Origin of the sequence: Sphingobacterium sp. JUb56 (assembly GCF_014191365.1) — a bacterium.
In the GTDB taxonomy this organism is placed as follows: Bacteria; Bacteroidota; Bacteroidia; order Sphingobacteriales; family Sphingobacteriaceae; genus Sphingobacterium; species Sphingobacterium anhuiense.
In genome coordinates this window covers 1,814,323-1,838,889 of sequence record NZ_JACHWL010000001.1, presented here as the reverse complement: position 1 = coordinate 1,838,889, position 24,567 = coordinate 1,814,323, and the positions used below count along the sequence as shown (strand labels likewise).

Annotated in this window: 26 protein-coding genes; 14 read left to right on the top strand and 12 right to left on the bottom strand. The window is 35.4% G+C overall.

Annotated features, from left to right (window positions below):
• The first annotated feature begins 12 nt into the window (after window positions 1-12).
• The 3 genes from FHR29_RS07735 (at window position 13) to FHR29_RS07725 (ending at window position 1,549) form a co-directional block, all read left to right on the top strand.
• Window positions 13-216 (top strand): hypothetical protein, encoded by a 204-nt coding sequence (locus tag FHR29_RS07735; protein WP_183913573.1) that lies wholly within the window; start codon window positions 13-15, stop codon window positions 214-216.
• 21 nt (window positions 217-237) lie between these two features.
• Window positions 238-906, top strand: a complete 669-nt coding sequence (locus FHR29_RS07730) for a DUF421 domain-containing protein (protein WP_232789261.1) — start codon at window positions 238-240, stop codon at window positions 904-906.
• Window positions 907-1,075: 169 nt separating this feature from the next.
• The gene (locus tag FHR29_RS07725) at window positions 1,076-1,549 is read left to right on the top strand and encodes a PA2169 family four-helix-bundle protein (protein WP_021188392.1); all 474 of its coding nucleotides are present in this window, start codon (window positions 1,076-1,078) and stop codon (window positions 1,547-1,549) included.
• A 107-nt stretch (window positions 1,550-1,656) separates the two neighbouring features.
• On the opposite strand, the gene FHR29_RS07720 is transcribed toward FHR29_RS07725, so the two are convergent.
• Together FHR29_RS07720 and FHR29_RS07715 are read right to left on the bottom strand one after the other, a co-directional pair.
• On the bottom strand, window positions 1,657-2,700 hold the full coding sequence (locus tag FHR29_RS07720; RefSeq protein ID WP_183913571.1) for a DNA topoisomerase IB: 1,044 nt from the start codon (window positions 2,698-2,700) through the stop codon (window positions 1,657-1,659).
• Between the two features lie 96 nt (window positions 2,701-2,796).
• On the bottom strand, window positions 2,797-3,045 hold the full coding sequence (locus FHR29_RS07715; protein WP_132767791.1) for a Rho termination factor N-terminal domain-containing protein: 249 nt from the start codon (window positions 3,043-3,045) through the stop codon (window positions 2,797-2,799).
• Window positions 3,046-3,341: 296 nt separating this feature from the next.
• Between FHR29_RS07715 and FHR29_RS07710 the strand changes: the two genes are divergently transcribed.
• Window positions 3,342-3,539: a hypothetical protein gene (locus FHR29_RS07710; protein WP_168126409.1), complete on the top strand. Its 198-nt coding sequence runs from the start codon at window positions 3,342-3,344 to the stop codon at window positions 3,537-3,539.
• Between the two features lie 106 nt (window positions 3,540-3,645).
• Here the strand turns inward: FHR29_RS07710 and FHR29_RS07705 are convergent, their stop codons facing one another.
• Window positions 3,646-3,858, bottom strand: a complete 213-nt coding sequence (locus FHR29_RS07705; protein WP_021188388.1) for a hypothetical protein — start codon at window positions 3,856-3,858, stop codon at window positions 3,646-3,648.
• 411 nt (window positions 3,859-4,269) lie between these two features.
• Between FHR29_RS07705 and FHR29_RS07700 the strand changes: the two genes are divergently transcribed.
• Entirely contained in the window at window positions 4,270-4,848 is a 579-nt protein-coding gene (locus tag FHR29_RS07700; protein ID WP_132840226.1) for a hypothetical protein, read from the top strand.
• A 33-nt stretch (window positions 4,849-4,881) separates the two neighbouring features.
• Here FHR29_RS07700 and FHR29_RS07695 read toward each other — a convergent pair whose 3' ends face one another.
• From FHR29_RS07695 to FHR29_RS07685, 3 genes are all read right to left on the bottom strand, one after another.
• On the bottom strand, window positions 4,882-6,768 hold the full coding sequence (locus tag FHR29_RS07695) for a PAS domain S-box protein (RefSeq protein WP_183913569.1): 1,887 nt from the start codon (window positions 6,766-6,768) through the stop codon (window positions 4,882-4,884).
• Window positions 6,769-6,867: 99 nt separating this feature from the next.
• Window positions 6,868-7,053, bottom strand: a complete 186-nt coding sequence (locus FHR29_RS07690) for a hypothetical protein (protein WP_021188383.1) — start codon at window positions 7,051-7,053, stop codon at window positions 6,868-6,870.
• 259 nt (window positions 7,054-7,312) lie between these two features.
• Window positions 7,313-7,573, bottom strand: a complete 261-nt coding sequence (locus FHR29_RS07685) for a SemiSWEET transporter (protein WP_206368250.1) — start codon at window positions 7,571-7,573, stop codon at window positions 7,313-7,315.
• A 596-nt stretch (window positions 7,574-8,169) separates the two neighbouring features.
• On the opposite strand from FHR29_RS07685, the gene FHR29_RS07680 reads away from it, so the two are divergent.
• Window positions 8,170-8,946 (top strand): tryptophan-rich sensory protein, encoded by a 777-nt coding sequence (locus FHR29_RS07680; RefSeq protein ID WP_183913567.1) that lies wholly within the window; start codon window positions 8,170-8,172, stop codon window positions 8,944-8,946.
• Window positions 8,947-8,975: 29 nt separating this feature from the next.
• Here FHR29_RS07680 and FHR29_RS07675 read toward each other — a convergent pair whose 3' ends face one another.
• Window positions 8,976-9,698, bottom strand: a complete 723-nt coding sequence (locus FHR29_RS07675) for an MBL fold metallo-hydrolase (protein WP_183913565.1) — start codon at window positions 9,696-9,698, stop codon at window positions 8,976-8,978.
• Window positions 9,699-9,936: 238 nt separating this feature from the next.
• Between FHR29_RS07675 and FHR29_RS07670 the strand changes: the two genes are divergently transcribed.
• Window positions 9,937-10,806 (top strand): DMT family transporter, encoded by an 870-nt coding sequence (locus FHR29_RS07670; protein WP_168126412.1) that lies wholly within the window; start codon window positions 9,937-9,939, stop codon window positions 10,804-10,806.
• Window positions 10,807-10,911: 105 nt separating this feature from the next.
• On the opposite strand, the gene FHR29_RS07665 is transcribed toward FHR29_RS07670, so the two are convergent.
• Window positions 10,912-11,127, bottom strand: a complete 216-nt coding sequence (locus tag FHR29_RS07665; protein ID WP_021188379.1) for a hypothetical protein — start codon at window positions 11,125-11,127, stop codon at window positions 10,912-10,914.
• Between the two features lie 57 nt (window positions 11,128-11,184).
• Window positions 11,185-11,664, bottom strand: a complete 480-nt coding sequence (locus FHR29_RS07660; protein ID WP_132840216.1) for a hypothetical protein — start codon at window positions 11,662-11,664, stop codon at window positions 11,185-11,187.
• A gap of 257 nt (window positions 11,665-11,921) precedes the next feature.
• On the opposite strand from FHR29_RS07660, the gene FHR29_RS07655 reads away from it, so the two are divergent.
• From FHR29_RS07655 to FHR29_RS07645, 3 genes are all read left to right on the top strand, one after another.
• Window positions 11,922-12,443 carry a ferritin-like domain-containing protein gene (locus FHR29_RS07655; protein ID WP_206368252.1) on the top strand — a complete coding sequence of 174 codons (522 nt, stop codon included), beginning with the start codon at window positions 11,922-11,924 and terminating at the stop codon, window positions 12,441-12,443.
• A gap of 65 nt (window positions 12,444-12,508) precedes the next feature.
• Window positions 12,509-12,661, top strand: coding sequence for a lmo0937 family membrane protein (locus FHR29_RS07650; protein WP_021188375.1), 153 nt, complete (start codon window positions 12,509-12,511; stop codon window positions 12,659-12,661).
• Between the two features lie 36 nt (window positions 12,662-12,697).
• Window positions 12,698-12,898: a hypothetical protein gene (locus tag FHR29_RS07645; RefSeq protein ID WP_132767806.1), complete on the top strand. Its 201-nt coding sequence runs from the start codon at window positions 12,698-12,700 to the stop codon at window positions 12,896-12,898.
• Between the two features lie 246 nt (window positions 12,899-13,144).
• Here the strand turns inward: FHR29_RS07645 and FHR29_RS07640 are convergent, their stop codons facing one another.
• Window positions 13,145-13,339, bottom strand: coding sequence for a cold-shock protein (locus FHR29_RS07640; RefSeq protein WP_021188372.1), 195 nt, complete (start codon window positions 13,337-13,339; stop codon window positions 13,145-13,147).
• Between the two features lie 592 nt (window positions 13,340-13,931).
• Here FHR29_RS07640 and FHR29_RS07635 point away from each other — a divergent pair.
• Window positions 13,932-15,371 carry an SDR family oxidoreductase gene (locus FHR29_RS07635; RefSeq protein ID WP_183913563.1) on the top strand — a complete coding sequence of 480 codons (1,440 nt, stop codon included), beginning with the start codon at window positions 13,932-13,934 and terminating at the stop codon, window positions 15,369-15,371.
• A 69-nt stretch (window positions 15,372-15,440) separates the two neighbouring features.
• A complete protein-coding gene (locus tag FHR29_RS07630) occupies window positions 15,441-16,523 on the top strand; it encodes a nitronate monooxygenase family protein (RefSeq protein ID WP_183913561.1) in 1,083 nt (360 codons plus the stop codon).
• Between the two features lie 51 nt (window positions 16,524-16,574).
• Here the strand turns inward: FHR29_RS07630 and FHR29_RS07625 are convergent, their stop codons facing one another.
• Entirely contained in the window at window positions 16,575-18,740 is a 2,166-nt protein-coding gene (locus tag FHR29_RS07625; RefSeq protein WP_183913559.1) for an ATP-binding protein, read from the bottom strand.
• Between the two features lie 429 nt (window positions 18,741-19,169).
• Here FHR29_RS07625 and FHR29_RS07620 point away from each other — a divergent pair, with 429 nt between their 5' ends.
• The gene (locus FHR29_RS07620) at window positions 19,170-21,854 is read left to right on the top strand and encodes a PAS domain-containing protein (RefSeq protein ID WP_168126417.1); all 2,685 of its coding nucleotides are present in this window, start codon (window positions 19,170-19,172) and stop codon (window positions 21,852-21,854) included.
• Between the two features lie 137 nt (window positions 21,855-21,991).
• Here the strand turns inward: FHR29_RS07620 and FHR29_RS07615 are convergent, their stop codons facing one another.
• Window positions 21,992-22,831, bottom strand: a complete 840-nt coding sequence (locus FHR29_RS07615) for a dienelactone hydrolase family protein (RefSeq protein ID WP_206368254.1) — start codon at window positions 22,829-22,831, stop codon at window positions 21,992-21,994.
• A gap of 328 nt (window positions 22,832-23,159) precedes the next feature.
• Between FHR29_RS07615 and FHR29_RS07610 the strand changes: the two genes are divergently transcribed.
• Complete coding sequence (locus tag FHR29_RS07610; RefSeq protein WP_183913557.1) at window positions 23,160-24,389, top strand: hypothetical protein; 1,230 nt, start codon at window positions 23,160-23,162, stop codon at window positions 24,387-24,389.
• Window positions 24,390-24,567: the final 178 nt, after the last annotated feature.

Below are 24,567 nucleotides of genomic sequence, written 5' to 3'. Positions count from 1 at the left end.
ATGAATACGATTATGGCTACTAAAAATGAAAATGCAAAAGTCGGTATTGTTGATAAGGACAAGCAACCGAAGAAAAAGAAAACAATTACCTCAGTTGTAGATAAGAGAAATAAAAAGCAGGAAGGTGACGGGGAAGCCGGCGTTCATCCTCAAAATGATCAATTGAATGATATGCCAGAGCCAGATACATTTCCTCGTGAGCAGGTAAAACCTTAGTGCAGAGGACGTATGTTTGAAATGAAAAAGATAATTTGGGAAGGCGCGGAATGGGATTTCCTTTTAGAAATTGTGGGACGGTCAGTCATCATGTTTATCCTGATATTGGTGATTCTTAGGCTTTCAGGAAAAAAAGGTGTAAGGCAATTAACGCTTTTCGAGGTGGCGATTATTCTGAGTCTCGGATCGGCGGCTGGTGATCCCATGTTTCAAGAAGAATTACCCGTTATTTATGCCTTTGTTGTATTATTTTCGGTTATCATTATCTATAAATTTATAACTTGGTTATCATCAAAATCGGTGTTTATCAATAAGATTTTAGAAGGCGAAGCGATGGTAGTTGTTAGGGATGGAATGTTTGATTTAAAACATGAACATGATGGTGACTTTTCAAAAATGGAATTCTTTTCCGAACTACGTAATCAGTCGGTTGAACACTTAGGTCAAGTGAGAATGGCCTTATTAGAAATTGATGGTTCGATGAGTATTTTATTTTACCCAGAAGATGAGGTGAAGTATGGTCTGCCTTTATTTCCAGATGATTATAAAAAAGTTGAATCATTTCAGTTATATGACTTTCACGCCTGCATGTATTGTGGTTTTATCGAACAATTGCATAATAGAGAATCAAAATGTCCACGATGTAGACATACAGAATGGAGTAAAGCAATCAACACAAAACGAAATTAATCTATTCTTTTAAAGCCATCATGCATGCTTCAGTACTTCCCCTAGGGGTTATAAATACGATTCAAATGTTCTAAATACCCGAAATGATTATGATTTAAACTATTTCTGCCTTGAGGTTGTTTTCTAGATAAATCAAGAGTTTTAAATTTATATTTCAAAAAATAGAGCTATGGAAAACAGAGCAAATGATCCGGCAATTATCAATGATCTGATAAAAATTAACAACGATAGGATAGCTGGATATAGAGAAGCATTAGATCTAGCACATAGTATGCGGATCGATGATCTAGGTGGTATATTTGCCAAATATATCCTGCAGTCAGAACAGTTTATTACCGAGCTTACTCCATATGTCACACTTGAAGGTGAACAACCTACAGACAGTACGATGTTGAGCGGTAAACTTTTTAGACTTTGGATGAATATAAAAGTTAATATTTCGGGAAATGATCGTAAAAGTCTATTGGAAAGCTGTGAAAAAGGAGAAGATGCTTTTAAAGCTACCTATAGGAAGACCCTTGAAGAAGATCGGGAGGCTTTATCCATCCATGTGGTCAGCTTAATTGAAAATCAATTAAGTAAACAATTGGTTGCGCACGACCAGATTAAATTGTTACGAGATACCATTTCCGATACGATTTAATTATATCAAGCGTTTAGTATAAAAAATCATTTCAATATTGAGGTTAACAGGGAAAAGGGGCAATTGCCCCTTTTTTCATAGTTTGCACGATGATCACATGTAATAGGTTATTTTTCACAACGTGATCTGATAAATTTCAGCAGCGCTTTTTCGGTCGCACCATCTGTATTTTGCACCATTTTCCCTTTAAGTTTTAATAATTCATTTTTTAAATCACCCTCTACATACTGTTTCTGCAATTCCGGATGAATATAATAGTTCCTTGTAACTGATCTGGTATTGCCGAGTTGTTTAGCGACATGATCAAGGATGGTGACCAGTACTTTTTTACGTTCAGAAATAAGTTCGCCATAAGGCTCATTAGCCATCATCATAAAGGCAAGCGTGCAACCTGCCCATGTACGAAAATCTTTACAGGTATAATCTTCTTGCATCGCTTGTTTTAAATAGCGGTTCAGATCTCCTGAATCAAGCCGTTGAATAGCACCATCATGATCGTAATATTGAAAAAGCTCCTGACCGGGGATTTCTTTGACGTTTTTAAGCATTTTAGCTATTTTTGCTTCCTTGATATAAACCTGCTGAAGTACGCCTTTTTTTCCTTTAAATTTAAAAAAGATTTCATTTTTGTCAATTTTGACATGTCTGTTTTTCAATGTGGTGAGCCCATATGAGCCGTAGTTATGTTCATAGGATTTGTTACCTGCACGTATGTAAGTTGCATTCATGGTAGAGATTGCAATCGCACAGACTTTTTCTTTGGATAATTTCTTTTTCCGTAGATCTTTCCGCAATTGCGTGCGGAGTAATTTCATCTTATTTGCAAAGCCTAGTAAACGATCAAATTTTTTGACATTGCGTATGGTTGACCAGTCCAGATGATAAATATATTGCTTCCTACCACGCTTATCAATACCTGTTGCCTGTATATGACCATTTTTAAATTTGCATATCCAGACATTTTCCCATGCTGGTGGAATCACAAGAGACGCTATCCGCTTTAAAGTATTTTTATTTTTGATAGGCTTGTTCTTGGATAGATAAGTGAATTTGCCTTTTGTGTATGTGCGGCAATAACCAGGTTCCGTATCTGTAACGTAACGTAGATTTAGAGCGACAGATGGGTGAGATGAAGGTGTTAATGTTTTCATGTGCTCCAAATTTGTGAAGGAAATGTTTTGTTAATATTCAATTCCACCGCCACATGTAATATGCGGAAGAAATTATTTTGATTAATTGAAATAAATTTAATGGTTCCTAATAGCCTTTATCAGTTCATCTTTTTTCATTGAATGCCTACCGGCTATGCCAATTTTTTTTGCTTCTGCAAGTAGATCCGATTTTGTCCTCGAATCCAAGTCAGTAGCTTCTCCGCCTTTCTTGCTGGCATCCGGAGAATTTGCAATTCGTGCGGATTTTTCCTTACTCATTCCTTTCTTGCGTAATGCTTCATATTGAGCATCGTCTTTAATCTGTTTTCCGTGATCTTTTGCCATTGTTTTACATTTTAAAGTTTACATTACTCTCTTCTTAGCTGAGATTTCCCAAAGTAAGAACGGCTTGAAACGAACAATGTTTAAGAAGACGCTTCGAATGCGTAGTATTTGAAAAAAACAGGTATTTTCTTACTATTCTGGACAGAAAGTTATGATTTTATCAATCAGGTATTTTGACTTGTAGTCTCACGTACATACAATGATTTCTTACCAAATTATACCTGTTTTAAAATATTTTATTAACCACTTTTATTTCACTTTGTTTTATAATAGTATTTCCGTTATAACTTTTAAATATGAAAAACCTGATTGTACTTTTATTTATTCCGGTCCTGTCATTTTTAGGCTTAGTGATTAATCTGCTTATTGCTATGCTAACCCGCATCAGACTAAGAGCATATTCATTTTTTAAATCAGAAGACAAGGGTAAGAAAAATTTCATTACTGCAGTCCTGATTAATGGAATTTACAATAGCGACACGATCTTTATTTAACAATCGGCCATTAAGAATGCATCGTATTGTGATTATTATCATATTAATGAACCATTTAGGTAAATTTCAAATTATTGATATAAATTAGAGTGAAGCTGGTAGATGATCACGTATCGTGATCATCCATAAGTTTTGCGATATTATTATCAGCCTCCTTTTTTGCAAAATGTTCTCGCGCAAGCTTTAGTCCTATTGCAATAGCCGTTCCTTCACTGGCGCCTTCTTTTAATAGCGCATTCGCAATTTCTACAGCTTTATCACGAATTTCAACGGGCTGGTTTTTATAGGACGGTGGATAATCATTGTTGTACCAGGGCATAAATTCTCCTTTCTAGTAGTTAAATAAACAATATCAAAGCAATGAGTTCCATAAAATCGGTGACTCACTAAAATCTTTTGTGAACTGTAATTGTATAACACATAAGCGCTTATAAAGTTGATTCTTATATTCCAGATAAAAAGAAATTATAAATTTTCTTCAAAAACCGAATAAAAAAGCAAACAACTTGAATTACAGATTTGTTCTATAATAACAACAAACTACTATGAAGTAAAATTTTTTATTTACCTAATCCTACATGTTATGCGATTCACTTCCTTATCCCGACCCTTACTTCTAGATCTCAAGTGCAGAGGATATAACTTATTGACGTCCTATAATTCTCTTGATTTATCTAACTCGACATGGCAACCTCTCCGGGTTCACAATGTGCACGAATATCTTCTACAAATGAATTTTAATGGAAGTAATACTTATCTAAAAAAGCCGACCATTCTCGTAATAGATCAGGTTTTAAAACACATAGATGATAATAAATTTGGTGGAGAAGTATTTGTAGAAGATGATCATTCGCAACGTTTGCAGCAGAAATGTAGACTATATGATCTTCGTTATCATTTCACAGCCAATCCAGAAATTTACGATTTTTCATTCGATCCACAACGGCTACTGATCCGGAATCATGCCTTACGTACGGGGGACCACGACATTTATTTTAAATACCTAGCGATGTACTATCAGGAGCATGTGACTTATGAAAGGCGGGATATAGAAGAACTGACCGGAACGCTAATGTGTCTGGATGCAAATCAAGCTGAAAAATGGTTTAAAAAGCATCATGTAACCGTTATGGAATCAGATATTTGGATATGTGACGAAGATGCTATTCTGAAAGTACTTGCTGTGAAAGAGCATGACCATCATTGGGGAATTTTAGATGATACAGAGGAAATGATCTATAATCTAATTAACCCGCAAGAACTCGTGTTATTACGTGATATTTTCTGGATAGATCCCAGGATAATTTAATGACTAATTGGACGTTTCTATTTATGTTTATTCCTAGCTAGGGATTGGATCACCGATCTCATCAAGTGAAAAGTAGAAGGTCGTTCCAGATCCTTTCTCGCTTTCTACTTCAATTGCTGAATCATGATAACGCAGGATCTCAGAAACAATGTAAAGCCCGATGCCGAACCCTGATATGTGTGCAATTTCATCATTATCAACTCTGTAGAAACGGTTAAATAACTTTTCTTGATCTTCTTTAGCAATTCCGATACCTTCGTCACTAACAAACAATTTGACTTTCCCGTCTTTTTTCTCACAACCAATCGTGATGGTACCACCGGCAGGTGAATATTTTATTGCATTTGAAATCAAATTGGTAAAGACCTGTGCTATTTTATCATGATCTGCAAAGATTGTAATTGGTTCTGCGCAGGCAAACTTAATTTTATGCTTAGATATCATCAATTGCGCTTCCTCTCGCACTTCCTCAAATAAAGATAGAAGTGTTATGGACTCTTTATTTATTTGCAATTGATCTTCTTCAATCCTGGCGAGGCTGAGGAAATCCCGTATCATGGCAATCATTTTTTTAGACTGGGTTTCAATTTTGTTACTCATCTGTTTACCCAGATCATTTTTATTGTCCTGGTAATTTTTCTGCATGATCTGAGTAAATAATAAAATGGAGGTAAGCGGAGTTTTCAGTTCATGGCTCACCATGGAGATAAAATCATTTTTCCTCCTTTCTTCCTGTTTTTTTTCAGAAATATCCCTAGCAATTTTTGAAACTCCTATTATTTGACCAGTAATATCCCTAATGGGTGATATGGTTAGAGACACGTCCAGCAGCTGTCCCGTTTTGGAGATACGAATAGTCTCAAAGTGTTTTAATGATTGACCAGCTCGTAATTTCGCAAGGATATGATCCTCTTCACTTTTGCGGTTTTCAGGAATTAACTTCAAAATAGGCTGACCGATTATTTCACCAGCTTTAAACCCAAATAATTCTTCTGCTGCAGCGTTCCAGCTTGTTACGATGCCTTCTAAAGTTTTACTGACAATGGCATCATTGGAAGAATTAACAATTGCCGCCAGTTCAGCATTTTTAGTTTCCGAATTTTTAAGTTCAGTAATATCAAGTACCGAACCAATAATTCTATGCATCTTATTTGTATTATCCATATAGGTAGCTCCTTGAAAGCGTATCCATATGGTACTATTTTTATCGCTCTTTAATACCCGGCATAGAAAATCAAAGTGTGAATTGGAACTGCTTTCTTTTAGCTTTTGTATTATAAAGTTAACGTTATTTTGATCCTCTGGGTGAAGGAGCTCTAAAATGTGGTGGTAGTTAAGGTCATTGAGGTGTAGCCCAAGAATTTTTTCGGCTTGTTTAGAAATATAGAGTTTGTTTTCTTCAAAATCCCAGTCCCAAGTGCCTAGATCAGTGGCCTCAATGGCCAGTCTAAGTCGTTCTTCACTCTCTTCCAGTAAAGTCATGAGCTTGTTTTTCCTTTTTTCTTCTTCAACCAGCGGCGTTACATCTTTTGTAAAACAGCGAGAATGTATAAACTTTCCATCTTTGAAAAGTACATTTGAACTGATTACAACATACTTAATAGAACCATTTTTACATTTCAATCTTGCAGGAAAATCCCGTATGGTTTCTTTGGCGGTAAGGCGGTTAAGAATTTCTTCGATTACTGCTGCATCCTTATGGAAATCACTGATCGGATGGCCAATATATTCTTCTTTGTCATAACCCAATAGATCTAATTCTGCTTGGTTTGCCCAAATAATAATCCCGCTCTCATCCACCCAATGTAATGGGACAGAACCATTTTCAATAAAGTCGGAGAGTTCAGCAACGCGATTTCTAAGTTCATTATTTTCCTTTTCCAGAATTGCTAAATTATCAGATATATCAATCTTATTCATGCTGTACGTCTCTTTTTGTATTTAAAGATAAAGAATAACTGCACAATTTTGTACTAATAGTCATATAAATTAGCAATTAAGGAAGTTTTTGGAATTGCATTACGCTTCGTCCTTGGTGTTTTTAACCAAGCCTATTCCAGAGAAGAAAAAGATTAGTCCAATAATTCCGACTACGATGAGCGTCGTATAAGCCGTACTCTTATTAACCAATTCATAGCCCGTATAAATCATTCCTACAACACCTAATAGCGTCAGTATCGTTCCGAAAATTCGTTTTACATTCATCTTTTTTTATTATAAGTGATTTTTTTTGAAATTTTATCTTACCAACATCATACTTCCACCCAGAATAGTAAACTGTTATGGATAGCAATTAAGATTACCCTTATTCGGTTGCTGTCTTTTGGTTGCTAGTCATGGTTTTTGTTTCGTATTGGTTTTGATGCATTTCTTATACAACAACTGATAAAGCAAAAGGTTCGAGTTTTAGAGATTAGTAAAAAAGTAAATAGGTAATAAGGAGAGAAGATCCTAGTTGCTATACTTATTTGTCCTTAAATCTCAGGTAATAACTCAGTAAAAACAAATTGACTAGTACAGCAAAAGCGTTTGAAATAATAATCGGTAATTCATTCTTTATTATTCCATACCACACCCATAAGGATAAGCCCGTTATCAGGATAATGATCATGGGCAAAGAAAGGTCTTCAACGGTTTTTTCCTTTATCACTTTTAAAAGCTGAGGCAACATGGATATTGATGTTAAAATTCCGGCAGTGATTCCGATTAAATTTTCTAGGATCATAATTTTTATTTTTATAAAGTGATAACGTGCGTGAATATCCATTTTCTTTATGTTCGCTTTCGTATTTGTACCGTATGTTGAAATTAAATACGGGTTTTAGGACACATTGTTGAAAATAAGAAGTAATAGTTATTAATTTTAATATTCGGTTCATCACCGTGCTATTAATTTGGTATATAAAAGGGTCTCAGCTTTGAACAGGCTGTGACCCTATTTTTTTGCGAAACTATCTTACTATAGAAATATGATGGTTTTCAAAAAGATTTACCAGGTAGAGCAACGTGTAAAAGTTATGTTTTACTTAAAATAAAATTCATGCTTCTCAGTGAGAACTATACTAGTGACTGGAATTGCTTACGCTATCTTTCTGCACTAGGCAAAGTCTCGAATTCATCGAAAATTTGAATACAAATTCATTTGATCCCATCTTAATTATATTTCTTTTATCACTTTAGAATCTTTTTCGGATCATAAAAGTTCGATGAAGTTGAAATAAATTGGCAAAAGAAGCTTTGATCCCATGAGGTGTAAATTTTAACATATGAATGGCAAACGACTACGTTGTTTGATTGTTATTGAATTATAATCAACATACTATGAGAAATATTACCTTTGCGATTACTAATCTTGTGGCTTTATTAACTACGATCGTTATTAATTACTTATCGAATACCGGTTTCATAAATGGCAGAACAATGAAAACTGTTTCCGATGACTATCATAACTTTTTTACTCCCGCGTCGTTTGCTTTCTCTATCTGGGGACTGATCTATTTGCTTTTGATCGGTTTTGTTACGTATTCATTTTTCATATTGAAAGCAAAGAAAGAGAGCCAAATTATAGATCGGGTAGGAGCATGGTTTACGGTTTCATGCCTGTTAAATAGTATATGGGTTATTGCTTGGTTGACAGATTATATCGGAATTTCTGTATTATTGATGATTTTGTTACTGCTAACGTTATTGAAGATTGTTGTGAATGTTAACGTAGCACTGACTAATCCTCCATTTCGTATTGTCGCATTCGTTTGGTGGCCATTCTCGCTATATGCAGGGTGGATATCGGTTGCATTAATCGCAAACATAGCCGCTTATCTCGTTAAAATCGATTGGAATGGATGGAATATTTCACCGGTATACTGGACAATGATCATGGTAATTGTAGCGGGTATTGTTAATGTTTTTATGACCTGGAAGCGTAATATGCGCGAATATGCTTTAGTAGGAGTATGGGCATTAATAGCTGTAGCGGTTGCCAATAGAGATAACGGAACAGCTATCTTCCTTGTTAGCATGGGTACTGCAGCAGTTATTGCTACAAGTTGCTTGATTCATGGCATCAAAAACTTTCGCGGCTTTGGAAATGAAATTTAAACAGCAGGATTAAATGGTCAGCTTAAATTTTAGAACTCTAAGATAGCTCTTTTCATGTCGTGATACAGAAGCACTTTCCAATGCTCCGCTTTTGCAAGTTTTTCCCATTCAGTACGTTGCTCCATAGCTTTCTTACCATCGAAATCGCTCTTAAATGCAATTGGATATTTTAAATAGCCTGCTGTTGGGAGGTTATCAGCACCGTAGAAGGCAATGCTTTCTTTGTCGCGAATTAAAAACACCTGATGAAAGGGCGTATGGCCGCCTGTCACTTCAAAAGAAATTTCTGAGCATATAATACCTTTATCTTCGTCCATCCAAACAATGGTGGCATTTTCGGTAATAAAATCCAAAATGTCAAAATCAAAAGAGGGATTATTGGTCTTACTTTTAGCAAAAAGATATTCTCTTTTCTGCATATAAATCTTTGCATCAGGAAAATTCAGAAACCATTCATTTCCTTGTGTATTGACTAAGCCAGCAATATGGTCTTTATGGAGATGTGACAATAAAATAGTTGTAATACATGAGGGAGTGAAACCGAGGGCTAGTAGGTTATTAAGTATTACGGGAGATCCTTTATGATATCTCCCTAGCCCTGCATCCAGCAAAACAACATGATCCTCAACCTCAATTAGAAAAGGCTGGACAGCCATTTTAAGGCCTGTCGCGCTTGTTAATTCTTCCAAAGGAGTAAATACCTTGTTTTTGTCGACGCAGAAGTCACCATCTTTTAATACATGAATTTTCATATAACAGCAAAATACTTTTATTCAGGGATATTAGCAAGCAGAGAAATACAATATCTTGCTTATGTTTAATAAAAATTAGTTATTTTTGAATCAATCATGAATAGAAAAAGTAGCCTTCCTCCTCCAATAGCGTAATGTCCTATTAAAATAGATTGACATACTTTCGGCTGATAAGCCGTGTGCATCAGTATGTCAAAAATTTAGATATTAACTATAAAAAAGAAATACGCTCATTTTCATGAAAAAATCATATTTACGCTTACACATTGCTGTTATATTAGCCGGTTTTACGGGAGTTTTTGGTAAATTAATATCCTTAAACGAGGGTTTATTAGTGTGGTACCGAGTACTTTTATCAGCAATTATATTGTTCTTTGTTTTAAAGTTCCTTAAAAAAGATATCAAGCAGTCGATGCCCGAAAAACTTACTGTAAGTTCTGTAGGCATGTTGATTACCATCCATTGGATATTTTTCTATGCCAGTATAAAATATGCAAACATATCAATCGGAGTGGTCTGTTACTGTTTGACAAGCTTATTTACAGCAATTTTCGAACCTCTGATCAACAAAAAACCTTTTTCAGTCCCACAGCTTTTATTAAGTTGCCTAACTTTATTAGGCATCAGTTTAATATTTCATTTTGATTCATCTTATCAGCTTGGGATATGGCTTGGAGTTATATCAGCCGCATTTGCAGCATTGTATACTGTATTTAATGAGCGGTTGGTAAAAAAGCATGATAGCATCGTCATCAATTACTATCAAATGGTAGGAGGGACAATCGGTTTGGGAATACTATTACCATTTTATCTCTATTTTTTTCCAGTGACAACGTTGCTTCCTTCTACAACAGATCTACTCTACCTATTATTGCTAGCCGCTTTTTGTACCGTCACGTTGTATGTCCTGTTTGCGGAAGTTTTACGGGTAATACCTGCCTTTACGGTTAATTTAAGCTTCAATTTAGAACCTATTTATTCCATAATCTTAGCATTTATATTTTTTAATGAGGGTAAAGAGGTCAATACTTCGTTTTATTTAGGTTGTGCTTTTGTTATGTTATCTGTTATCTTACAGAGTGTATTTTCAAAACCAAAGCAGGTCTAAAGGTAAGAGCCGATTGCAATTGATGTAATCGGCTCTATTGTTGTGTTTTAGATTATTTTGTAACCTTTTGTGTGTCGGGCTATTCAGCTCGGTAAAGGCAACAACTTATTCCTGTATTCTTTTGATGGCATCTGAAATATCAAGTTCAACGTTGTTGTCATCAAAAAATGCATCTGCTACATCAGCGGAAGAAATCATAAAATATTTTTCATTTTTAGAATTAATAAAAGTTGTTTTCACCACATTAGCTCCATCTATCAGCAGATTTTCACTAAATGTAGGAGTAAGGTCGTAAGTGTCTTCGTTTAAAATATACAACATCGCTATAATTTTTAAGTTTACTAGAATAATAAAAAGACTTTTCCAACATGAAGTTGCTTATGATCCTGTATGTGGCAATTTAATGTTTATCCACACCGGATATGGGAATTCTAATACATCAAGCGGTAATATATGATGGAGTATCAGGTGATCCTTTGCTAAGTAGTTATCTACATCATCTTCAGCAGGGATTGCAACAACCTTAAAAATGGCATCTTTATCTGTCGAATTAATATCCGATTGCAATAGGCGTACATTATAATCGATCAGCCATCTCGCCAATTCATCCTTTCCGAATCTTTTGAGATATAATAACTCCTTATCATAATTTAAGAGCTCTTCCTCTTCCTTATCAGGAAAAAAAGTATTGAGGAATTTAGCGTAAAGAGATTTATCCTTATTTCGTAATGTGTAATTTTTAATAATTAATCGCTGCGGACTATAATCAAAGCTAAAAGTTTTAGGTTGTTCTAGAGCCTCATAATACTCCTGATAGTTGATAAGTCGACCTTCCAAATTCATTTTTTCCTCTTCCATATATGTATTATTTTATAATTGTCATCTATAAAACAAATAGGACAAGAAGTGGTTTGCTTTTTTCTTATCAATTTTTCTTATATATTATTATTCTTAATAATACTTCGCTTTCAAAAGTCATTTGAAGACGAAGTATTAAATTTTTTATAACGAGATTTTTACCTAATATCTTCTTTTTTATACGCGTTCTATATTTCGTAATGAACTATTATCTGTCCCATAGGTTATTAGTGTAGTTTAAATTAAAACTTAAGATCATGGCTAAAAAAAACAAAGATGGCGAAATGCCAAATGCGCACTTACATGAATTATTTGTAGATGAGTTGAAAGATATTCTGGGTGCGGAAAAGCAACTGCTTAAAGGTTTAAAAAAGTTAGCAGACGGAGCTCATAGTGATAGTTTAAAAGAAGCATTTAAAACGCACTATAAACAGACAGAAGGGCAGATTGAAAGATTAAAAGCGGTATTCTCGAGTCTGGATATGACCGCTCGTGGTAAAAAATGTAAAGCGATGGAAGGCCTATTAAACGAGGCTGATGAAATTTTGGAAGAATTCCAGGATAGCCCTGAAGTACTGGATGCTGCTTTGATCGCCGCTGCACAAAAGGTGGAGCATTACGAGATTGCAACCTATGGTTGTCTTGTTACTTATGCGAAATTGATGGAACACAGTGAAGCAGAAGAACTGTTAGCGGCTACATTAGCGGAGGAAAAGGATACAGATGTATTATTGACTGAAATTGCAATGAGCGAAGCTAATCTCGGAGCAGCAAAATAAATTGATCAAGAACAGGCCGGTATATACTACCGGCTTCTTTATTTTAAATCTAATATTACTTTACTATGGGAAATATATTATACACAATCGCCGTAATTTTGATAATTATTTGGGCGATCAGTTTTTTTGGAGGATTTTTTACTGGTGGGATTATTCATATTCTATTAGTGATTGCCATCATCGTTATTTTATTGCGTGTTATCCGAGGGGGTGTTTAATCCCCCTTTATAGCTGAATTTTAGATTTTTAGTGCTATGAGAAAACCCGATATTTACAAGGAGTTAAATAATGGTAGACAATTTTTAGCTTGGATATTACATGATGATTCAAAAATTGTTGAAATCAGAAGCCCGGTTATAGTGGATGGCTTAATCGTAAATGTTGAAGTTGAGCGATATCATGAAAATAGAAAAATAGCGGTTTTAGAAATGGAGAATCTTTTAAATAAAGAATAGTATCATTGGCTTTAAGTTGCTTATGCTCAGGTTTCTATCATAAATGTGCATTGCCGCTAGATGAATGAGGGCCAATTGAATACAGTTTTTTATGAGTTTGTAGAGGTTTCGCAGGATAAGCATATGAGATATGCACCATACTATTTGTGGGTGGGAGTGGTTATTGTAAAAAATGTAGTTAATTAGCATAATTGCTAATCACTACATCAGAAATAGAGAGAATTACAATATAATTCCCCAATTCTTTTATCTTGCTACGCGTACATTGAATGCGTTAACACCTTTTTGACCGTTTTCTACTTCATAAGTAACACGCTCGTTTTCACGGATGTCATCTAGTAAACCTGTTGAATGTACAAATACATCTTGACCACCATTTGATGGTGTAATAAAACCGAAACCTTTGGTAACGTTAAAGAATTTTACTGTTCCTTCTTGCATTATATTATAGTTTTTATTAAAAATTATTTAATTCTGTGCCACCCTTCATGTCATAAGATATAACTTGATAACTTGCGGAAGTCGATCGATCTGCTAGCAAGAAAAGGAGGTATGTATTAGTAGAGGTTGATTGGAATCAAGCTCTACAGAGTACTGCGCACTTTTTATGAATAACAAAAATCGGCAAGTGATGTGGTGAATGATCACGTAAGGTACTTACTGGGACTAAATAACCACTACAATGCCCGATACTATCTCAAATATAAATATAAATAAAATATAATCAAATTATTTTTTCAAAAGTTATCAGTTTTTATTTAAGGTAAAATTGAAAAATACATAAATTAAATAGCAGAAGACTTACTTTTACCGATACAAATTGTTATTATCTTTACTTGGCGGAATGGAAATGTGAACGTACATTACTCCATGTTTTAGATGTCCAGTACAAGATCTATCATGTACATGGGGCATGGATAATACTTATTGACGTTGTATTTAACGGGCTGACTCTTGAACGATCACAGGACGCTTGAAGATAATTCTATTACGAAGTGGTGGATTATATGTTTCTTAATGAAAATCTTTACTGATGAAAATACTATTGACAGGAGCCACGGGTTATATTGCTCAACGCTTACTTCCAGTCTTGCTTGACAAAAATCATCAAGTTGTATGCTGTGTTCGTGATGTGAATCGCTTTGATAGGAGCAAATATGAAGGTTTTGATTTTGAACTGATAGAGGTCGACTTTTTGAAGAATGATTTTTTGGATCAAATTCCGCAGGATATTGATGTCGCTTACTATCTGATGCATTCGATGTCATCCTCAGAAAACGATTTTACAGAGGCCGAACTTACTGTAGCTGCTAATTTTAAAGCAAGTATCGAACAAACAAATATTAAACAAGTTATTTTTTTAAGTGGTATTGTTAATAGCAAAGAGCTTTCAAAACACCTGCAATCACGTTTAAATGTTGAAGAACGTTTACAATCGCACCATTATGCTTTAACTACTTTAAGAGCTGGAATTATCGTAGGGTCGGGTAGTGCGAGTTTCGAGATCATAAGAGACTTGGTCGAGAAGCTACCGGTTATGATTGCTCCGAAATGGTTAAAAACAAGGTGCCAGCCAATTGGCATTCGTGATGTCCTCTCATTTTTAGAAGGAGTGCTTATGAAGGAATTTACCTTTAATAGAACCTATGATATCGGTGGGCCTGATGTAATGACATATAAGGACATGCTACTCCGTTTCGCACAAGTGCGAAAACTTAAACGCTGGATCATTACCGTTCCTGTCATGACACCCAAGTTATCTTCTTATTGGCTATATTTTGTTACCTCTACTTCGTTTCCATTAGCCAGTAGTTTAGTTGAGAGTATGCGGGTAGATGTAATAGCAAAACCTAATGATCTACAGGAAAAAATTAATGTAAAACCTATGCGTTATGAACAAGCTATTGAATTGGCCTTTGGTAAGATCGAACAAAATCAAGTCATATCGAGCTGGCGAGATGCACTGAATATAGAAAGGTATCCCAACAGCTTTGTTAAACTTATTGAAGTTCCGCAAGACGGGTGTTTTAAAGATGTCAGATCAATGAAAGTGGATGATGTGGATCTTGCCTTGCGTAATATTTGGTCAATAGGAGGGAAAACAGGATGGTATTATGCAGATTGGTTATGGGGTATTCGTGGATTTTTGGATAAACTGGTTGGCGGGGTTGGTTTACAAAGAGGAAGAACAAATTCAGATACGTTGTCTACAGGCAGTGTCATTGATTTTTGGAGAGTAATTCTTGCAGATAAAAAAGAACGTAGACTACTGTTATATGCCGAAATGAAATTGCCAGGAGAGGCCTGGTTAGAATTTAAGATTGATCAAGATGATACGTTTACCCAAACAGCAACATTCCGGCCACTGGGTATATCCGGTAGATTGTACTGGTACTCTGTTTTGCCTTTCCATGCTTTCATTTTTAAGGGTATGATGCAAAACATAGCAAAAAAAACGACTAAAAAGATGTAAAATTATGCTTTATATTTGTTTATGAACTTCTTAAATAAGATGTAAAGCTGGAATTTAACACCCCATATCATGAACTGGAAAAATAATATAACCAAACTATTAGACGTTGAGTATCCCATTATACAAGCACCAATGTTTGGTGTTACAACTCCAGCAATGGTAGCTGCGGCGACTAATGCAGATTGCTTAGGTACTCTTGCCCTGGGCGACCTGCCTGCTGAAAAATGTATTGAACATATTCGCGCAACAAAGCAGTTGACAAAAAATAACTTTGCGGTGAATATTTTTGTAAATGATATACCTGAACTGACGGATACGTTAAGAGAAAAATATACTGAAACCAAAGATTTTATTGAAAATATTGCACGTGAACACCATCTCGATGTTCATCTGCCCAGCATTGAAGAAATACAGATCAATAGCTATCATGACCAAATTGATGCTCTTATTGCGGAAAAATGTAGGTTTGTAAGTTTCACTTTTGGTAATCTTGACGAACCAAGTATTTATAAGTTAAAAAATAATGGCACCCTGCTTCTGGGAACCTGTACATCTGTTAGTGAAGCGGTTATTTTAGAAAAATCTGGAGTTGATATTGTTTGTGTGCAGGGACTTGAGGCTGGCGGACATCGGGGTAGTTTTAGTCGCGATGACATACCTACCATAGGAGGTTTATCTTTGTTACCTCAAGTTTATGATAGCGTCAATATACCGATTATTTATGCAGGCGGTATCTACAATGCCAAGACCTTACTGGCTACGCAACTCCTGGGAGCACAAGGATTTCAACTCGGAAGCCTCCTCTTGGGATCTTCAGAAAGTGCGTTAGAACAATTTGAAAAACAGCGTTTAAGGGATGTCGATGAAACAGCTATTGCGCTTACTAAAAGTTTTTCGGGACGTTATGCACGAGGTATCAAAAATGTTTTTACAAATCTAGTAGATGAAGGACATATATTGCCTTATCCTTATCAGAATAAGTTAACCGGCGAACTGAGAAGAGTCGCAAAAGCGAACAATAATAGCCAGTTTGTTAGTATTTGGACAGGTCAATCTAATAATGGGTATAGTGGGAAATCTACAGCTGAAATTATTAAAAAGCTGATCACAGAAGTGGAGAATTTGTATAGCATTAAAGAGGATAGAAAATAAGGAGCTACGATTTCTGATCGTGTTCCTTAAAGATCAAGACAGAAGAATACATTATTCAGCATTCTCAAATATAATCTCAAATGTTGTTCCTTTTCCTACAGCACTTTCAACTCGAATATCCGCTCCTAATCGATCAATAATTCTTTTTACAATAGAAAGTCCGATTCCAGAACCATCATATCCTGAGGAGTTTGAAAGTCTTTGAAAGATATCAAAAATATTATTTTCTTTCTGAAGATCCATTCCAATACCGTTATCTACAATAAAGTAGGTTACCATCGTTCCAGATTGTGTACTGTATACTTCAACTTTTGGATTTTCTTGCTTGCTGCTGTACTTAACCGCATTTCCGATAATATTTAAAAAAAGTTGATAGATCAGAGTTCGCTCGCCTCTTATAGGAATAATTTCACCCATTTTAAAATCCAGACCATCAACACCGTATTGATTTTTCGCAATCTCAGTAATGGAAAGGATATTGCTTTTTGGATCCAAGATTTCAAGGTTTAATGCAACCGAATTCGATTTAGATAATTCATGAACCTTATCGATCATTTCGGTAATAAGCGCTGATGCATCTAATATATTGTTCGCCAGTTTAAGTAAAAGCTCCCTTGGAATATCATTTTTCATCAATAACATCTGTGCTCCCAGTTTGATGGATGACAACGGATTTTTAAGGTCGTGTGTCAGAGTATAGCTGAAAGTATCGAGCGCATTATTAGAACGGACAAGATCTTTGTTAAGTTGTTCTATTTCGGCATTCCTTTTGGCAATTGCTTGTTGAATAAGGAAAACAATGCGCTCTAAGAATGATATCTCGATCTTAAGCCATGGTGAGGATGTATTGCCGGTTATTTGTTTCCATGCATCAAAAGAAGTTCTTGGAGAAGGAAAGCTTATTTTTTTTGTTGCATCGTACTGAAGATGCTTTTCAGGTTTTCCAGCCCATATCTCTTCTATTAAGCGCTCTTTGCGGAACAGGTATATTTTCCAATCTGATTGTGGTAATATCTCTGCAGCCATCACGCCCGGAAGTTGGTTTATACCACTGCTGAATTTATATTGATTGCTGGAAATTATTCCAATGTCATTTTTTATGAAATTATGGATTTCCTGCAACTGATTTCTGTCGGGAATTATGCCGAAAGATTTTTCATTTTTAGCATATTTTAAATACAGTCCATCAGCATTCATGATGTGCATGATCTTCTCGCCAAACCTTTCAAGAACATCATGTGTATCTCTGTTTATTAAAAGATCACCTTTTAGATCTTTCTCTAGAATATGCATTGTATTCTGCAATTCTATATCTTTTTTTAATAAATTAGAAATATGATGATTCGTAGCAAATTGGGTCAAAAAAGTACAAAGATGCCTCTGGGCAAGATCCACATGTAGCGGTGTATTATTCTGACAGGTAACCAGTCCCCATAATTTGCCATCTTTTATAATAGAGAAGCTTGCACTAGCGCTAACTTTAGAATTTCTTAAATATTGGAGATGGATGGGAGATAGCGCTCTAATGCTTGTTTTTGTTAAATCGATATCCGCGCGATCATTACTGATGATTTTATGTGTAGCTCCATCTATATCTGCAGTATGTCTGGCAAGAAAGATGGTGTACAATTCGCGGGCCTGCTTGGGTATATCAAATTCAGGATAGCGATAGCCTAACAGTGAATGTATGTTTTCCGATTTTGATTCTGCAATAACCTTCCCACTGCTGTCTTCCAAAAATTGATAGACCATTACCCGGTCATAATTAATAATCTGGCGTATGATATTCGTAAGCGATTTCCAGATATCTGTTTTATTCTCTTCTAAATATTTAGCATAATAATACAATCGATTAGGTTTTAACAGATTTTTATTGCAAATCTCCGCTTCCACATAGGTATGATCATTATAGCGATAAATACTTAAATCATAATTTTCATTATTGATGATTATTTTTTCTGTAAATCTGTAAAAAATAGAGGTATTGAAACTATCTTCTACGGTTTCAAAGACTAATTTGTCATTGCCCGTTAAAGCAGCTAGAATGATATCGATATTAAGATCTAAATATTTTTCTAAAGGAGTATTAGACAGTAAAGTAACATTCTCACTAGCAGCTATGCATCTTTTATTGTTATTGAATACAAATAGAAAACCGAGATCCTGGATCAGACCACATAGTGTAATTTTCTCATCTTCACAATCTAAAAATTCCATAAGAGCTATTAAAAACGTTCAATAATATATTATTGTTATTTTGATGTAATATCGAGGAGGAATTAGATTTTTTTACAAGCTTATTCTTTCAGAATATTATTTCAATCAGAAACAGAGAGTAAATTTAAGAAATAAAAATGAAATCATTTTAAGCGTCACCCTGCTCGTACTGCTATAATACGAATTAAAACGTGCGGTAAAGGTATAAATACGTATATTTCATTAATTTTTTATTTATAGTTCTACAATAAAGATATTCATGATATTTTTGACCAGCAGAACATAGCATAGCAGTTTTTTTGACATTGACCGTTTATATTATTTGCCTAAGAAGGGCAGGCTTTTGGACTTTACTATAGCATAATAGCAAGTTTTTGATACATCTACCTGCGCGACAATCAGCTACTTTCGTATTTTATTTTGTAATGAATGAATTTTAATGATAACCATCTACTAAAAGCCTTAGTAGACACTGCACCAATTGGAATTTGTATCCTCAATTCGGATGGTTTTATTGCCGAATTAGCCAATGAGAAGTTTCTCCAGATCGCAGGTAGAAGGGAAGAGGATTTAATCGGTAAATCTTATTGGGAAACATTTTCAGAAGTGAGGGAGCAATTTGAGGATATTTTATGTCATGTTGTTTCTAATAATAAGGCCTATCATGCCGATCAGGTGCCAATGATTCTTATTCGCAACGATAAGCAGGAGCCTATTTATGTAACATTTGTTTATGCACCGATGGTAGATCTTGACGGTAAAGTCCATAAGGTAGCGATATGGGTTCAGGAAAATACGAAAGAGGTCATGGAACGTGAAAAAGATACTGCTTTAAATACCGCAATGAAAATAGATCGTGACCGTCTGCACGATTATTTCCTTCAGGCACCTGTTGGGATTAGTGTCATGACTGGCGAGAATCTATTAATAGAATTTGTAAATCCCAATTATCAAGCCATGTTGCCAGGTCGCTCACTTGTTGGCCGCCCGTTTTTCGAATCTCTTCCCGAAATTGTTGATACCGATATTGCACAAGCTTTAACCGATGTCTTTAAAACAGGTCTTCCTGTTTCTTTTCGTGATCGCTTAGTCGCTATTTCAAAAGAAGAAGATGGACCGACAACAGACCGTTATTTCGATTTTAGTTATGTTCCCCGGTTTGATTCTAACGGACAAGTAGACGGGGTTTTTAATTTTGCTTTCGAAGTGACCGCGTTCGTTCATAGCAGAAGAAAAGCGCAACAGGAAAGTAACAACATGTTGCAGATACTGGATATGCTTCCCGCTTCGGTAGTCGTGATCCGCGGGTTTGATCTTGTCGTAGAAATGATCAATGACTCCAATCTTGCTTATTGGAAGAAAACAAGAGAGGAAGTTGTCGGTAAACCCTTCCTTGAAATCCTTCCTGATCTTGCTGACCAGCCTTTTGCAAGCCAGCTTCGTCAGGTCATGAAAACAGGCCAGGTGATCGATGTAAAGGAAAGTCCGGTTATTTTCACAAACGCTGATGGTACCATGAGAGAAACCTACGTGGATTATACCTATCAACCATTGTCAGATCTAGATGGAAATAGAAATGGTGTGCTGGTGATGTCTTTCGAAATTACGGATCGTGTTCACGCAAGAAAGCTGTTGGAGCAATATGCAAATGAGCTTGCGGAAACAAACGAACTGCTTGCCCAAAGTGAATCCAGATTTAAGTTTCTCATTCAGGAGGCACCCGTGGCAATTGGCGTGCTTCAGGGTAAAACACTGATCGTGGAGACCGCTAATGAAAAAATACTTGAAGTCTGGGGTAAGACCAGAGAAATTGTGGGTCTTCCATTAGCGTCGGCATTACCTGAACTTGATGGTCAGCCTTTTCTTGAAATATTGGATGATGTATTTGCAACAAGAGAACCATTCTATGCTAATGAAATACCAGCATTGCTTGAACATGGAGGGACATTAAAACAATTATTTTTTAATGTCGTCTACCAGCCTATTTTTGATCAGCATGATAACGTTTCTGATATTGTAATTGTAGCAGTTGATGTAACCGAGCAGGTAAATTCACGAAAAGCATTAGAGATCAGCGAGCAGCATTTTCGCAAGTTATCTGATCTTGTTCCTGTTAAAATATCCAATGCACTTCCAAACGGAGAAGTAACTTTTTTCAATCAGGGATGGCTTGATTTTTCAGGACTGAGTTTCGAAGACCTCCGTGATTTTGGTTATTTTCAAATGATACACCCGGATGAAGTAGAGAATTTTCAACAAGGGCTCTTACAAGCATCCAAAACTGGAGTTCCATTTATTTCGGAGATGCGGTTTAAAAATAAAGATGGTCAGTATATCTGGCATATTAACGTTGCTTCTCCTGTGCTTGATGCTCAGGGAGAGTTAATCATGTGGGTCGGTTCTACAACAGATATTCAGTCAATCAAAGAAGAAGAGCAACGTAAAAATGATTTTATAGGGATGGTATCCCATGAATTAAAAACACCGCTTACATCCCTAAATGGCTATCTGCAGATTTTACAGTTAAAACTAAAACAAGATGATGGTTTAGCATTCGCGGAGCATGCGCTAGAGCGTTCATTAAAACAAGTCCGGCTAATGACCTCCTTGACAAATGGTTTCTTAAACGTATCACGTCTGGAATCTGGAAAAATGCACATAGAAAAATCAACATTTGATCTTCGTGGATTATTTAAGGAAACCTGTGATGAATATCGTATTCTATTTCCGAATAATAAAATCACATCCAAATTTAGTGACGAAGAAATTCCAGTTTATGCCGATCGGCAGAAAATAGCACAGGTATTTAACAATCTGATCGGAAATGCAGTCAAGTATTCACCAGCAGCTAGTGATATTTGGGTAACTGTTGAGCAAATTGGTACAAGGGCACGGGTTATGGTATCTGACCAGGGCATCGGCATAAAACAAGAAGATTTATCAAGGCTTTTTGAGAGATATTACCGAGTGGGCGATACGACTGTTTCTGGATTCGGTATTGGGTTATATCTAAGCATGGAAATTATTGAGCGCCATGGGGGCAAGATCTGGGCAGAAAGTGAATTAGGAAAAGGTTCTAAATTCTTTTTTGAACTGAATATATATCAAAATTGATAAAAAAGATCTTTTACGATCTTCCAAACAGCTATCGACAATAATTTTTCATTAAGGATTTAAAAACAGAAGGTATTCAACAGAACAATGACAGGAGCTATGCACAGTGCAATGAAATCGAATCAATTTCCTGAAATCTATAGCTGTTTACTAAATAGCCATTTCTGAAGTTCATCTGTTAGTAAATAAGGGATTACAATGTTGTTATGATCGAGATTTTTAAACGTTGTGAAGACAAGCTTGGCATTACCATCTAATTTTTTGTATAATACTTCGCTTCCGCTGTATGGATTACTTGTGTCTTTTTCTCCATGAATTAGCCAAATATCCTTATGCTTTAGTTTATCAAGGTTTGATAAGTCAGGAACAGCGGCTATAGAAACTATTGCGGCAAATTTTTCAGGGGCTAGGTTGATCAAATTTTGAGCTGTTGATGCGCCCATAGAATAGCCAATTAGATAAATTCGATTCAAGTCAATATTGGGATGTCCCTTTTCTAGTTTTTTAATCAGAGTCAAAATTTGAATAGCATCTTTTGATGGACTAGCTGTCAACATCCCTTCCGCATTCTGCGAATAGGTAGAGGAACGCTGTTCAAATTGAGGTGCTAATACAAAGCAATTAAATTTGTCAAAGATATCATCCCTTACCCAAGTTCGAGCTAAATGTTCCAATTGATTTTCGTTATCATTGCCTTGTCTTGAAGAATTATGAAATGTAATTACAAGCGGATATTTTTTAGTTGTAGTAAAGTTCTTCGGAAAAAGGAATCGATAGGGGATTTTAGTACTTTCATTTGTAAATACTTTTTTTTGAAATATATCTACGGGTAATGCGCTCAGTATATTTCTAGTCTCTGTAAACCTGGTGCTATCAATAGACATTTCGTTATATAAATGTGTTTGCGCATGGGAAAAATTGCAAATCATTACACTGAAAAAAAAGATGATTTGCAGTTGGATTCTGTTGTTATACATTTCGTTTTCTAGTTCGGTTGACTAAATTACATTTTTTTATTAATCTCACTCCATGAGATTTTGTTTACGAGCAGTTTAATCAACTTCACGATGGTTGGTTACGATCAAAAGACATACTCCTTCAAAAGGATTATGGGAATTGGAGTGCAATGAGCGTGAAGTGTAAACAAGTAAACCTGATCAAATCGTAAAAGGGATAAAACGTATTGTAAATATCTTCTTGTTTTATCATTTCATACATTAATTTAGTCCCTGTTAAGGATTATATCTGAGCCAGTAACAATAAATTACCAATAGTTTAGATCATTAAAAATTTAGAAAGATAAATATGAAAAGAATATATCAAATAATTATTATACTTTTTTTTCTAACCAGCAGTAATTGTTCAAATGGTCAATCCAAGCAGGAATGTCTTGATATGCTCAATGATAATCTACTGTTGCTTGATAACTTCTTGCATGCCGATAAATATGAACCCTCGGATCTCCGAGATTTACGGGCTAATTTTAGTGATCTGCAAGATCTGACGCAAAATGATAGTAAGATAGAGGAAAGCTATTTTTTTCCCAAAGGATATCCGCCAATAACAAAATATGTATATCCTAATACATTAATTGAAGTCCGGTTTGATCGATTTAATATATCCAATATCCTTGGAGATGGATATAATTTTACTTTAGATTTCGTAGATAACATCCCGGATGCAATTTTTAAAGTAAAAAAAATATACTTTTTAGATGGAACAATCGAAGGGGGCGAAGACATTTCGGTTGATAAAATAATTTCCCCGCAATTTGGTCATCAAACGTTGGTACTTAAAGGCACAAAACCAATCAAAAGCTTTGATTATAGTATGGAGACAAATTTAAGCAAGGAAATTATTTATGAAATTAGTACAGCAGGACAAACCATACAGACCTCTGCAGGGCAAATCGAAATCGTACACTATGGCAATGGATATGTACGCGTCAAAGTTCCTGAATCAATGCGGCATGTCATAAAAATTGAAGCAGAAAATGCACAGGGTCACAAATTGTCAAAAGTGATGTCTGGAAACGGAGCTGCTTATAAAAGTGAGTACCTCAGACCTTATATAGCAGCTATTAAAAATGCCATAACACAACTTGAGAATGATAAAATTACATGTGCAGAAGCCTATAATAAGTTTTCATATGAGCAAATTATTGCAGACTTACAGCGCAAGGAGAACTCTTTGTTTCTAACTGAATATTTTGTTTCTGAATTTAAGAAAGCATCTATCGTATTTTGGGATAAAACACAATTAGACAGAAAGCACTATTTGCGTAATTCCGTTGACCAGTCTGATGGAGTGCCTGAAACCTTTTATGAAAGATGTGCTTGCGCTGTCGCACAGGATAAAAAGACCGAATTATTTGGAATTATTGGTTTGGATGGAAACTGGATCATCGCACCAAGTTTTTTAAAATTAACTCCCAACTGGGGAAATAAGAATTTATTTAGAGGACAACCATCTGATGAAGAGAAGAGTTATGAATATAGGTATGATAAGGAAAAAAAATCCTTGACCAAAATGTAACCCCTTCCTAAGTAATAAACGACTCTAAAGAATACATACAATAAAAATATCTCCTTTCTTTTGGCATTATATGGAAGTGTCCTATAGTTTAGAGGAAATGTATGGGTAATGATATCAACAAGTACGGCATTACCTTCATTAATCAGTATATCTTTATTCCTAGAGAAATTGCTTTGAT